This is a genomic window from Thermophagus sp. OGC60D27 (assembly GCF_052400625.1).
Classification (GTDB): Bacteria; Bacteroidota; Bacteroidia; order Bacteroidales; family Marinilabiliaceae; genus Thermophagus.
This window is the reverse complement of the sequence record NZ_JBQTGH010000002.1, coordinates 454,250-466,202: the sequence shown is the minus strand read 5'-3', so window position 1 is coordinate 466,202 and position 11,953 is coordinate 454,250. Positions and strand designations below refer to the sequence as shown.

General features: G+C 42.0%; 10 protein-coding genes. 3 read left to right on the top strand and 7 right to left on the bottom strand.

Going from position 1 to position 11,953, the window contains the following annotated elements; translation table 11 throughout:
- Nucleotides 1–8 precede the first annotated feature (8 nt).
- Complete coding sequence (locus tag ACT29H_RS04085) at nucleotides 9–2,303, top strand: sodium-translocating pyrophosphatase (RefSeq protein WP_444820323.1); 2,295 nt, start codon at nucleotides 9–11, stop codon at nucleotides 2,301–2,303.
- Between the two features lie 196 nt (nucleotides 2,304–2,499).
- Nucleotides 2,500–3,465, top strand: coding sequence for a pyridoxal-phosphate dependent enzyme (locus ACT29H_RS04080; RefSeq protein WP_444820322.1), 966 nt, complete (start codon nucleotides 2,500–2,502; stop codon nucleotides 3,463–3,465).
- Here ACT29H_RS04080 and cls read toward each other — a convergent pair.
- Nucleotides 3,449–4,918 (bottom strand): cardiolipin synthase, encoded by a 1,470-nt coding sequence (gene cls, locus ACT29H_RS04075; RefSeq protein WP_444820321.1) that lies wholly within the window; start codon nucleotides 4,916–4,918, stop codon nucleotides 3,449–3,451. The two genes, ACT29H_RS04080 and cls, sit on opposite strands and share 17 nt — an antisense overlap.
- Nucleotides 4,919–5,057: 139 nt before the next feature.
- Complete coding sequence (gene ribD, locus ACT29H_RS04070) at nucleotides 5,058–6,110, bottom strand: bifunctional diaminohydroxyphosphoribosylaminopyrimidine deaminase/5-amino-6-(5-phosphoribosylamino)uracil reductase RibD (protein WP_444820320.1); 1,053 nt, start codon at nucleotides 6,108–6,110, stop codon at nucleotides 5,058–5,060.
- Nucleotides 6,111–6,143: 33 nt separating this feature from the next.
- Here ribD and prmC point away from each other — a divergent pair, with 33 nt between their 5' ends.
- A complete protein-coding gene (prmC, locus tag ACT29H_RS04065; RefSeq protein ID WP_444820319.1) occupies nucleotides 6,144–7,010 on the top strand; it encodes a peptide chain release factor N(5)-glutamine methyltransferase in 867 nt (288 codons plus the stop codon).
- Here prmC and ACT29H_RS04060 read toward each other — a convergent pair.
- The 5 genes from ACT29H_RS04060 to porQ all read right to left on the bottom strand — a co-directional run bounded on the left by ACT29H_RS04060 (nucleotide 6,963) and on the right by porQ (nucleotide 11,465).
- Nucleotides 6,963–7,586 (bottom strand): acyl carrier protein phosphodiesterase, encoded by a 624-nt coding sequence (locus ACT29H_RS04060; protein ID WP_444820318.1) that lies wholly within the window; start codon nucleotides 7,584–7,586, stop codon nucleotides 6,963–6,965. The genes prmC and ACT29H_RS04060 overlap by 48 nt on opposite strands.
- Before the next feature lie 135 nt (nucleotides 7,587–7,721).
- On the bottom strand, nucleotides 7,722–8,702 hold the full coding sequence (gene pfkA, locus ACT29H_RS04055) for a 6-phosphofructokinase (RefSeq protein ID WP_444820317.1): 981 nt from the start codon (nucleotides 8,700–8,702) through the stop codon (nucleotides 7,722–7,724).
- Between the two features lie 47 nt (nucleotides 8,703–8,749).
- On the bottom strand, nucleotides 8,750–9,649 hold the full coding sequence (locus ACT29H_RS04050; RefSeq protein WP_444820316.1) for a 4-hydroxy-3-methylbut-2-enyl diphosphate reductase: 900 nt from the start codon (nucleotides 9,647–9,649) through the stop codon (nucleotides 8,750–8,752).
- 48 nt (nucleotides 9,650–9,697) lie between these two features.
- Nucleotides 9,698–10,390: a (d)CMP kinase gene (cmk, locus tag ACT29H_RS04045; protein WP_444820315.1), complete on the bottom strand. Its 693-nt coding sequence runs from the start codon at nucleotides 10,388–10,390 to the stop codon at nucleotides 9,698–9,700.
- 43 nt (nucleotides 10,391–10,433) lie between these two features.
- Nucleotides 10,434–11,465 carry a type IX secretion system protein PorQ gene (porQ, locus tag ACT29H_RS04040; protein ID WP_444820314.1) on the bottom strand — a complete coding sequence of 344 codons (1,032 nt, stop codon included), beginning with the start codon at nucleotides 11,463–11,465 and terminating at the stop codon, nucleotides 10,434–10,436.
- Nucleotides 11,466–11,953: the final 488 nt, after the last annotated feature.

Genomic DNA, 11,953 nt, shown 5'->3' with positions numbered 1-11,953 from the left:
TTAGAACTATGCTAAATCCAGTATTTTGGTTTGTTCCGGTCGCTTCAATGATAGCGCTGTTTTTTGCCTGGTTCTTCTTCAAGCAGATGATGAAGAACTCGGAAGGCAATGATACCATGAAAGAAATAGCCCGCCATGTGCGTGAAGGTGCGAATGCTTATTTACGCAGTCAGTACAAGGTGGTAGGTAAGGTTTTTGTAGTGTTGGTCATTCTGCTGGCCATTCTGGCTTATTTTAATGTTCAAAATCCTTTTGTTCCCTTGGCATTCCTCACCGGAGGTTTTTTCTCTGGGTTATGCGGTTATCTGGGCATGAAAACCGCCACTTATGCCTCGGCCCGAACTGCTCAGGGAGCATCTCAATCCTTGAATCAGGGATTGAAAATCGCCTTTCGCAGCGGTGCTGTGATGGGACTCGTGGTGGTTGGCTTTGGTCTTCTCGACATTGCCATGTGGTTTTACGTCCTTAACGAATGGGTTTTCACGCCGGAAAACATGCAAAACGGACTTGAATTTGCCGGCCTCACCTTTGTCCATCCGGGCATTTCCGAAAGAGAAAAGATGGTAGAAATAACGGTTACGATGCTGACCTTTGGCATGGGAGCTTCCACTCAGGCTTTATTCGCCCGTGTAGGTGGCGGCATTTTCACGAAAGCAGCCGATGTGGGCGCCGACCTTGTAGGTAAAGTAGAAGCCGGAATTCCCGAGGATGATCCCCGTAATCCTGCCACCATTGCCGATAATGTGGGTGATAATGTAGGCGATGTTGCCGGTATGGGGGCTGACCTTTATGAATCCTATTGCGGCTCAATCCTTGCTACAGCCGCGTTGGGGGCTTCGCTCCCCGCCCTCACCGGAACGGAGCAGATGCAGGTAGTCTTGGCACCTATGATCGTCGCAGCTGTCGGCATATTACTATCCATTGCAGGTATTTTCTTTGTTCGAGCCAAAGAGTCGGCCACACAAAAAAACTTGCTCACTTCCTTATTACTTGGCACCGGAGGTAGTTCATTTCTGATATTGGTAGCTCTAGCAGTACTTGCCTATTTTGACTGGATCACTTGGGGCCTATTTGGTTCCGTGGTAGTTGGCTTACTTGCAGGAGTCATTATCGGTCAGGGAACCGAATATTTCACCTCTGATGAGTACAACCCCACCAAAGGGATTGCGAAGCAAGGCTTACAAGGCCCTGCCACAACCATTATTGAAGGCATTTCTGTAGGTATGTTTTCAACGTGGATACCGGTAGTAACCATCGTAGCCGGCATTGTTGGATCCTTTGGTTTTGCCGGTGGATTTTCCGATTTTGCCATGGGAGTTTACGGAATCGGTTTCGCTGCAGTGGGAATGCTTTCCACGCTGGGTATTACTCTGGCTACCGATGCGTTTGGTCCCATTGCTGACAATGCCGGGGGAAATGCCGAAATGTCAGAATTACCGCACGAAGTACGAGAACGCACCGACGCTTTGGACATGTTGGGCAACACCACTGCCGCCACAGGTAAAGGCTTTGCCATCGGGTCGGCAGCTCTCACCGCCATGGCTCTTTTGGCGGCCTATATGGAAGAAATTCGTTTATGGTTGGGCAAACTGGCCAAAGCCTCTGTCGATGGGATCCAGCAAATTGGGAATTACGTATTCTATCTGGCGGATCAACCTGAACCCGTAGTGGAAAAAGGACAAAAAGCGGTAGAGATATCCGCAGCAACCATTCGAGACTTTTCCTCGGCCTACGATCTGTCTCTCTTTAATCCGTTATTGCTGGCAGGCCTTTTCATTGGAGCCATGATGGCCTTCGTTTTCAGCTCTATGACCATGAAAGCAGTGGGCCGTGCCGCCAGTAAAATGGTTGATGAGGTGCGTCGCCAATTCAAAGAAATACCCGGCATTATGGAACGCAAAAGCAAGCCGGATTATGCCCGCTGCGTGGAAATATCCACCAAAGGAGCACAGCGTGAAATGATCTTGCCATCCCTTTTGGCAATTGCCGTTCCCGTGATTGTCGGAGTTGTATTTGGAGTTCCTGGCGTTGTAGGCCTTTTGGCCGGTGGATTAACCGCCGGATTTACCCTAGCTATAATGCTCAACAACGCTGGTGGCGCATGGGATAATGCCAAAAAATTCATTGAAAAAGGGAATCATGGCGGGAAAAACAGTGATGCTCACCGCGCCGCAGTAGTTGGAGATACGGTTGGTGACCCCTTTAAAGATACATCAGGACCATCACTCAATATTCTGATCAAACTGATGTCTATGGTATCTGTTGTAATGGCCGGTCTTACCGTTGCCTTTTCTTTGTTTTAAATAACTTTTAAAAAAATCGGTGTCGCACTTTCCCACGTTTATCTGTTTCATTTTGGACAGACAAATAACATAAAGGAAGATGCGACACCGTTATATTTTATTATCCATCGAACCCAAAAGGAATATGTTAATATTTTTATCGTGTCTATTTCGGACCGACAAAAATTTATGACCCAATATCAATTAAAGCTTCTTCATGCAAGCCACTATTACCTTTCAAAATATACAAGAGGCCTCCCAGCGCATTCACACCTTCATTAACCACACTCCCGTAAAGACGAGTGACACTTTAAACGAACTATTGGAAGCCCAACTATTTTTCAAATGCGAAAACCTGCAGAAAAGCGGTGCGTTTAAATTCAGAGGTGCCACCAATGCCGTACAAAATCTGACGAGCAAGGAAGCAATAAAGGGGGTAGCCACCCATTCTTCAGGCAACCATGCGGCAGCATTGTCTTTGGCTGCATACAACAAAAATATTCCTGCCTACATTGTCATGCCCAAGGATGCACCCAAAGTAAAAATTGAAAATGTAAAAAGATATGGAGGGAAGATTACCTTTTGCGAACCCACCCTCGAAGCGCGTGAAGAAGGCTTGGAAAAAGTTATCAAACAAACCGGAGCAACGACTATTCATCCCTACGATTATAAAGATGTTATCTGCGGGCAAGGCACTGCCGCAATGGAAATGATTGAAGACTTTGGCCCTTTTGACATTATAATGACACCTGTTGGAGGTGGCGGACTCCTCAGCGGAACTGCTATAGTAGCGAAACACATGATCCCTTACGTAAAAGTCATTGCCGGGGAACCTGCCAATGCCGATGATGCTTACCGTTCTTTTGAAGCAGGTCACATCATTCCTTCTCACAATCCCAACACCATTGCAGATGGACTTAAAACATCTCTGGGGACACTCAACTTTCAAATTATCCAACAATATGTCGATCAAATCCTAACTGTATCAGAACGATCGATTCGGGAAGCCATGGTTCTTTTAATTAAGCATACAGGTATAATGGCTGAACCCTCATCAGCAGTTCCTCTGGCCGCCATAGAAGAAAACAAAAGGCTTTTTAAAGGAAAAAAAGTTGGCATCATCATTAGTGGAGGAAATATCTCAGAAAAAAACTTCAATCGTATCACTAAAGGAGAGGACTAAACAACCGGGCAAAAGATTCTTTGACCTTTTCAACATAAGGACGATCAATCCATTCCGGCAAAAGAACGATTTCGCTCTCTCGTTGATCTTTTAAAAAGGTTTCTTTCATTTCGTGTGCAACAGTTTTATCATAGATAAAGGCTGTTGCTTCAAAATTTTGTTCAAAACTTCTAAAATCCATATTCGCCGAACCAACAATACTGATCTTATCATCAGCCACAAGGGTTTTCGCATGAAGAAAACCCTTTTGATAAAAATAGACCTGTACACCCGCCTCCAACATTTCCTTTATATAAGATTTTGAACAAAGCAATGTAATAAAGGCATCGCTCTTTTTAGGGATGATAATACGTACATCCACTCCACTCAAAGCAGCCGTTTTAAGGGCAAACAATACACTTTCACTGGGCATAAAATATGGCGTAGCAATATACAGGTAATCACGAGCACTGACGATAATTTGAAAAATACCCATCATAATCGCCGGCCAGTCTGAATCGGGTCCACTTGCAACAATCTGGATAACTTTGTCACTTACGGGTTCAGCAGCCGGAAAATATCGAGCGTCGGTTAGCTCTGTCTGACTAACAAAATACCAGTCGGTCAAAAATATAGATTGAAGAGAATTAACCGCATTCCCTCGGATCATGATGTGAGTATCCCGCCAGATTCCATAATTTTTCGGATTCCCATCTTTGTATCGGTCCGCAATATTATATCCTCCAATAAAGCCAACACGACCATCAATAACCACAATTTTTCTATGATTCCGATAGTTTACTTTACTGGTAAGCAAAGGAAACCGCACCTGCAGGAAGGAATACGCTTGAATTCCGGCACTTCTCATTTCATCAAAGAATGAACGCTTCAATTTCCAGCTTCCTACATCATCCACAATTAATCGAACTTCAACACCTTCCCTGGCTTTCTCCTTCAAAATTTCTTTAACTTGTTTTCCTATTTTGTCTTCTTCAAAAATATAATATTCTAAATGAATAAACCTTTTGGCATTCTCTAGCTCTCGCAAAAGGGCCTTGAACTTTGCTTTCCCGTTGTTAAGAAAAGTCACTTCATTGCCGGAAGTCACCACAGAACTGCTGTTGTTAAGTAGGAGCCTCACAATACCTGTTGGGTCTGAGGCAATGTTATTCCCTTTAAGACTTCCATCGGTTAATTGAATAATCTGAGAATGGGCTAGGTAATTTAAACGATGATGATTGCGCATCCCCTTCCGGGCAATAATTTTTTCCTTTCTGAAATTCTGTCCGAAGAAAATATAAAAAAGGAATCCCAAGCCAGGTAAAAGAAGTAAAACCAAAACCCATGAAATGGTCTTCAACGGACTTCTATTTTCCAATACAATCAATATCACCACCACAAGTATGCTTATGGCATATCCTAGCAAAACATAAGGCAACAACTGACTGGAAAAAATACCGTTAACTAAATCCATCTCTGAAATAATTAAAACCCTGGTTTGTTATATCTACCTGTCAATGTTCTTCCTTCTTGCTACTGCGAGTAACGATGTGCCAGAAAAACATCATAGCTTTGAATAGAAAACAAAACATCTCATTTTGTGTTTAAGTTAATTATTTGTTCTGGAAAACAAACAACCGGCTGTTTCCGAATTTTTCTTCAGAGACTGGCTGCTGTGGAATCAATGGCGCCTTCACTCCAGCCACAAACCATTTCTCTCCTACAAAAACCCTTGCCTCATCCCATAGTCCTGCATCTAAGAAAGCTTTCAGTAAAATGCTTCCTCCTTCTACCATCACCGACTGAATATCACGGCGATACAACTCCTCCAAAATACAGGAAAGAGTATTTGATCCCGGAGAAAGCAATACCGTTTCGACACCTTCTAAAGTCATATCCTTCTTTTCTGTAAACACCAATGTTGGGGTTTCCCCCTTGAAAAGAGATAGGGTATGAGGCAGTTTCCCATGCCTATCCACCACCAGTCTCAAAGGGTCAGGCCCTGACCAATCGCGAACCGTCAAGGAAGGATTATCCCGCAAGGCTGTCATGGTCCCCACTAAGATAGACTGTTCCATGCTCCTCCATTGATGTACTATCCTTCTTGCCCATTCATCGGTTATCCACGTAGGTCTGGGTTCCGCCTCGGTCGATCGGTCAATATCCAGAAAGCCATCACGGGTCTGCGCCCATTTTAATAAAATAAAGGGACGCTTTTTTTCGTGAAATGTAAAAAAACGACGGTTAAGTTCCCGACTTTCTTTTTCCAACACCCCCACTATTACCTCAGCACCGGCAGCACGCAATATTTCAATGCCCTTGCCAGCAACCTTTGAAAAGGTATCTTTGCATCCAATAACGACACGAGGGATTTTTTTCTGACAAATCAAGAGTGAACAGGGTGGGGTTTTCCCGTAGTGAGCACAAGGCTCAAGATTCACATATAAGGTTGACTTTTCCAAAAGGGCAGGATTCTTCACTGCATTAATGGCATTTACCTCCGCATGAGGGGCCCCTGCTTTAAGATGATATCCTTCTCCTATAATGACCCCGTTGTGCACAATAACAGCACCTACCATTGGATTGGGATAGGTATTGCCCTGAGCTTTGCGGGCCAATTGAAGGCATCGTTTCATATACAATTCATCTTGGTGTTGTTGTTCCATGTCACTAATTTTACAGCTTTAAAAAATGTATCTATGCCATCAACAGTAAAAGATATAGTACAAACCATAAGAAATGAACTGTCCGAAATATATCCTTCCCACGAAGCTTTTCAAATGGCATGGCTCATCTTTGAACATCTATACGGTTGGTCAAAAACGGATTTGATGCTTCATGATCACACAAAATTAACCGATTCGGACCACTTATTTGTTCAAAAAACACTGGAAAGATTAAAAAAGCATGAACCCATTCAATATATTCTGGGCGAGACAGAGTTTTTTGGCCTACCTATCCAGGTCAACCCTTCAGTACTCATTCCCAGACCGGAAACAGAAGAATTGGTAGAATGGGTCATCCAAACAACATCCAAACAAAGGTCAGCCGACATCCTGGATATCGGTACCGGAAGTGGATGTATTGCTATTGCTCTGGCTAAAACATTACCAAATGCCCAAATACACGCCTGTGATATTTCTGAAAAAGCATTGCAAACTGCAGCAAAAAATGCTAAAAACAACCAAGTAAAAATAAATTTTGAAATAAAGGATATATTAAATAGCACATCCACCCGCAATGATCCATCAATGGATATTATTGTAAGCAATCCTCCTTATGTAAGAGATTCGGAAAAAAAACATATTCAACCTCACGTTTTGGAATACGAACCCCATCTAGCTCTGTTTGTTAAAGACTCAGACCCATTAATATTTTATCGGGCCATAGCCCTTTATGCCAAAACCCAACTAAAAAAAAATGGCAACCTATTTTTTGAAATAAACAGCGCTTTTGGGGAAGAAATTCAAGCCCTTTTGATCCAAAACGGATTCAGAAATATTGAATTGCGTGAAGACCTATCCGGAAAGTGCCGTATGATCAAAGCTGATAAACCGTTGGGGTGATTCCAAAAAACCTCTAACCGAGGCCTCCATCTCGGGCATAAAACGCGAGAACTGTTGCCAAAGGGCACCATAATTCTTCTCTAATTGCCGAAGGGCATATGCTGTATTATCCGGCAAAGATGAATGGGAAGACATGATACGCAAAGTTTTTTCCACACCATCCAGAAACTGATAGTTTTCAAGTCTTCTGCTTTTAATTAAAAACGGAAGAAACTGTTTAACCTTTAGGGGAAGAGAAAAATAATGCTTTATTAATATTCGATGGGCACGACTAACAAATTCATTCAAGGAAATATCTGAATAGCCGGACCAGTAGGCTGCCAGAAAATGATCATAAACAATATCACAAACGACCCCTGCATAGCGATGATACCCTTCTTTGAAAAATGAAGCACTTTTCAAAAATTCCGGATGACTATCGGTAAAGCCATCTATATGACGATGCAGAAGAATACCGGTCTGAATGGTCCCAGAATATCTGGTAAATTGCCGGCCTTTCACATAATCCCCAATAAAATTGCCAACAAGCAGTCCCTGATCTTTTCCTGACAAATAAAGATGTGCCAAATAGTTCATTCGTATCAAATTTATTTAACTCATTGGTCGAATGGAACTCGCATAGCCAATGCTTAAAAAGTAATAGTTGCGACAATTTCAGCGGTTAATCTCCTGCTCAATCAGCATTAATAAGAAAAGCCGGCAAATGATAGCTTAAATAGAAAGAATATTAGTCAATTCCAACAATTGAGGATTCAACGCCTTTTTGTTTTTCAAAGCTTGATTGAAAGGGGTATGTACCACTTTTCTTTCGGATAAACCAACCATAATATTGCGCTGATCATCCAGAAGTGCAGCGACGGCAGCAACACCAAGCTGACTGGCAACAACCCGATCGAAGGCAGAAGGGGATCCACCTCTTTGAATATGTCCAAGAATGGTAACACGAACGTCATATTCAGGGTGATCTTTGCCAACTCTTTCAGCAATTTTTATGGCACCACCGATTTCATCTCCTTCGGCTACAAGAACAATACTGCTGGATTTTGTTTTTCGGTATTCATTATGTAAAAAACTGTCCAGTTGAGTATAGTCTGTTTTGATTTCCGGAACCAGAATAGCTTCCGCTCCCGAGGCAATACCGCTCCTCAAAGCCAGAAACCCGGCATCACGTCCCATCACTTCAATAAAAAACAATCGACTATGTGCAGTTGCGGTATCGCGGATCTTATCAACAGCTTCTACTACGGTATTCAGGGCTGTATCATAGCCAATAGTATAATCGGTACCATAAAGATCATTATCAATGGTTCCGGGGATTCCAACTATAGGAATATCATATTCCTGACCAAATATCCTGGCACCAGTAAATGTCCCATCACCGCCTATTACCACCAGCGCATCAACACCTCTATTCTGAAGGTTTTCATACGCTTTCTTTCTTCCCTCCTCGGTTTTGAAGTCCATACTACGGGCCGATTTTAAAATAGTACCACCAGTCTGAATGATATTACTCACCGATTTGGAGAACATCTCCTCCATTTCGTCGTTTATCAACCCCTGATAACCCTTTTTAATACCAAATACTTTCAAATTGTTATAGATACAACCTCTTACTACCGCACGAATAGCGGCATTCATGCCGGGAGCATCACCTCCCGAAGTTAGTACTCCTACACATTTAATTGAACTCATAGTAAAAATTTTAGGTCCAAATCTGTAAAATCTATTTTTATCTATTATTAAAAAGACCTTATTTTTTCGGCCACTTTCTCCATTAGCCATTGGGGAGTAGAGGTCGCACCACAAACGCCTATACTTGCCGGCCGCCTTTCAAACCAAGAGGTCTGAAGCTCTTCAGGACCTATAATAAAAAAAGTTTTCGGATTAACCGAAACACACGCCTGATAAAGTGATCTGGCATTACTACTTTTGGTTCCTCCCACAAAAATCACAACTTGATGCCTTTGGGCAAACTCTTGTAAATGAGGAGCACGATTAGACACCTGGCGACAAATGGTATCATGAATCTTTACCTCAACACCATTTTTAGCCCTATTCTTTAAGGCTTCCGCAATTTTATGAAATATGACGGGGCTTTTGGTCGTCTGCGAGAAAAGGGCTACAGGATGTTCCGGGTCAACAAATTTAACATCTTCTTCGCCTTCCAATATTATGGCTTCATAATTGGTCTGGCCCGCCAAACCTCTTACTTCTGCATGTCCCTTTTTCCCGTAAATCGCTATCTGTCCTCCTTTCTCCTTCATTTCCACCCATGCACTCTTAACTTTTTTTTGAAGTTGAAGCACCACGGGACACGTGGCATCAATAAGCTTAAGTTTATTGTTTCGGATGATACGATATGATTCCGGTGGTTCGCCATGGGCGCGGAACAGAACCGTGCCTTCCTGCAATTGACCAAAAGCCTGATGATCGATCCCTTTCAGGCCCATTGAATTAAGTCGATCAACCTCCAGATCATTATGCACAATATCTCCCAAAGAATAAATTAAACTTCCTCTGTCCAGCTCTTCTTCTGCTTTAGCAATTGCACGAATAACGCCGAAACAAAAGCCGGACTTATCATCGATCTCCACGTGCAGAGGCCTGTTCTTCTTATGACTTTCAGTTAAAAAACTCATTTATCAACACAATAAAAAACTGAAATCAAGAATTATTATTTTACCCATTTACAACTCCTTTATTTTGTCCAATATCCACTCCAATTGTTCCTGGCGGGTCATATGGCTATTATCAAGGACAACTGCGTCATCTGCTTTTTTCAAAGGACTCTCCAAACGAGTACTATCTATCCTGTCTCGTTCTTCAACGTTATTTAGGATTTCTTCAAAAGAAGGAGAAAATCCTTTTGCAATCATCTCGTCATATCTTCTTTTAGCTCGAACCTCAGGAGATGCTGTCATGAATATTTTCAAATCAGCATTGGGAAACACCACTGTACCAATATCTCGTCCATCCAATACAACGCCCCCCTTTTCTCCCATCAGCCTCTGTAATGCAACGAGGTGCTTTCGAACGAAGCCAAGAGCACTTACAGGACTTACATTGTTACTAACCTCCAAACTCCTGATTTCGTCTTCGACCTTTTCGCCATTCAAATAAGTTTCATTCACCTTTTTGTCGGGGTTTGCACGAAAGTCAATTACAATATTCCCAATACTTTCCAGCAATTGTTCTTCGTTAATTTTCCCATCAATGATCATATTGCGACGCAATGCAAACAAAGTAACGGCCCTGTACATTGCCCCTGTATCGATATAGGCAATATTAAGCAACTTTGCCAGATCTCGTGCCACGGTACTTTTTCCGCACGAGGAATGACCATCTATAGCTATTATTATGGAACGAATATCTTTTTGCATAGAAGTTTTAGGCAAAGATAATGAAAGGCATTAACCTTCCTGTTTAAAAATCGGAAATATTGGTGGTGATGGAAAAATGGTTGGAAGATGAAGCCAAATGATAACGTGCCGAGCTGTATCCAAATCGAAACTTATAAATCCGAAATCCAAACCCCCAGGAATAACCTACTGTGGAAACTTTTGAATCAACTTTAAGCTCCTGTCTCCTCCGTGGGTTTAATCCGGCACCAACATAAAAACTCCTGGAAGGGACAAACTCAACACCAAAGACAAGATGTCTCAAGAGAAGATCCCCAATACCGGCATTGACGCTTTCGGATTGTGAGACCGTAATTCCATATTCATTATCGGGAATTTCGAAATCCAAAGATCCTGTAAGTAAATCCTTTGCTGTTACCGAAAATCGAAATGGGGCATGCGCAAGTTTTAGAGTTGCTCCCACCATCAAGTCTGGTGATAAAAATTCGGTAGGGCTATCACTATATGAACTAAGCTGCCGGCCCACATTACGCAACAATAGGCCAGCTTGGAAATGACCGTTACGATCTTTGAAGTGTATCCCCGCATCGACAGCTATTCCCCAGGAATTATAGGTTTCAATAGAGCTAGAGACTGGTTTAAAGGTTACACCTGCTGAAAATCGAGGCGACAACCGCTTAGAATAGCCCAAAAACATAACTGTTTCGGAAGCACTAAAACGTCCGTTGATAACGCCATCCTGATCGGCCATAATCATATTTCCATAGCCCAGATGATTGAGACCACCAAAAAACGTCCCCAGATCCTTCTGATGCCAAGCAAATGCTGCATATCCAAAATTGATGTCGGCAATATAAGAAGAAACACCTAGGGTAGCATATTGGTGAACCGAAGAATCTGCCATAGCAGGATTAAACAGCGCCAGTGAAGGATCCTTGTCATAAAGGCCGACCTGATAACCTCCCAAAGCATTCATATGAGCAGAGGGCGTCAGGTATAAAATGCCAAAAACCGACTCTCCGCCCACCTGTGCTAAAGACAACAATGGGAATAATAATACGAACAAGAAAAAACAGATTATTTTTTTTATCTGCATTCAACCGTTTTTAAGATATCACTGAAAAATAAACGCTCTGTATATTGGCCTTATTGCCGGCAAAGTTACTATAAAACAGTAAAGAAAAAGAATAATAACCGGATGACTACAGTAATGCTAAAGGGACAGACCTCCTTTATGAACAGCACTCTCTATTCGCAATTAGGTTCATTAAATAAATTGCCGAACAGGAATTCGCTTGGATTACTTTTTTAGAAAGACCCCTCAAAAAAATGTCGCCATATTATTTGTATGACATAATAACCCAAAATAACTGGAACATTTATCGACACTTCTCAAAACATAACTTCTGAACACTCGTGTATAAAAATATTAATATTTTTTCTCTTACATCTAAAGAATAGTATTTATCACCCACAATTACAGCAATAAAATGAGATAAAGAAAATTATATGTTATGTTATTCAGTTTGTTTTTGAATAGCTTAAAAAAGTTGTTATCTTCAAAACAATTTTCCACTAAAATTA

Excerpts from the sequence above, each read along its gene's own strand:
- ACT29H_RS04085 (WP_444820323.1), top strand. The coding sequence starts at position 9 with ATGCTAAATCCAGTATTTTGGTTTGTTCCGGTCGCTTCAATGATAGCG.
- ACT29H_RS04080 (WP_444820322.1), top strand. The coding sequence starts at position 2,500 with ATGCAAGCCACTATTACCTTTCAAAATATACAAGAGGCCTCCCAGCGC.
- cls (WP_444820321.1), bottom strand. The coding sequence starts at position 4,918 with ATGGATTTAGTTAACGGTATTTTTTCCAGTCAGTTGTTGCCTTATGTT.
- ribD (WP_444820320.1), bottom strand. The coding sequence starts at position 6,110 with ATGGAACAACAACACCAAGATGAATTGTATATGAAACGATGCCTTCAA.
- prmC (WP_444820319.1), top strand. The coding sequence starts at position 6,144 with ATGCCATCAACAGTAAAAGATATAGTACAAACCATAAGAAATGAACTG.
- ACT29H_RS04060 (WP_444820318.1), bottom strand. The coding sequence starts at position 7,586 with ATGAACTATTTGGCACATCTTTATTTGTCAGGAAAAGATCAGGGACTG.
- pfkA (WP_444820317.1), bottom strand. The coding sequence starts at position 8,702 with ATGAGTTCAATTAAATGTGTAGGAGTACTAACTTCGGGAGGTGATGCT.
- ACT29H_RS04050 (WP_444820316.1), bottom strand. The coding sequence starts at position 9,649 with ATGAGTTTTTTAACTGAAAGTCATAAGAAGAACAGGCCTCTGCACGTG.
- cmk (WP_444820315.1), bottom strand. The coding sequence starts at position 10,390 with ATGCAAAAAGATATTCGTTCCATAATAATAGCTATAGATGGTCATTCC.
- porQ (WP_444820314.1), bottom strand. The coding sequence starts at position 11,465 with ATGCAGATAAAAAAAATAATCTGTTTTTTCTTGTTCGTATTATTATTC.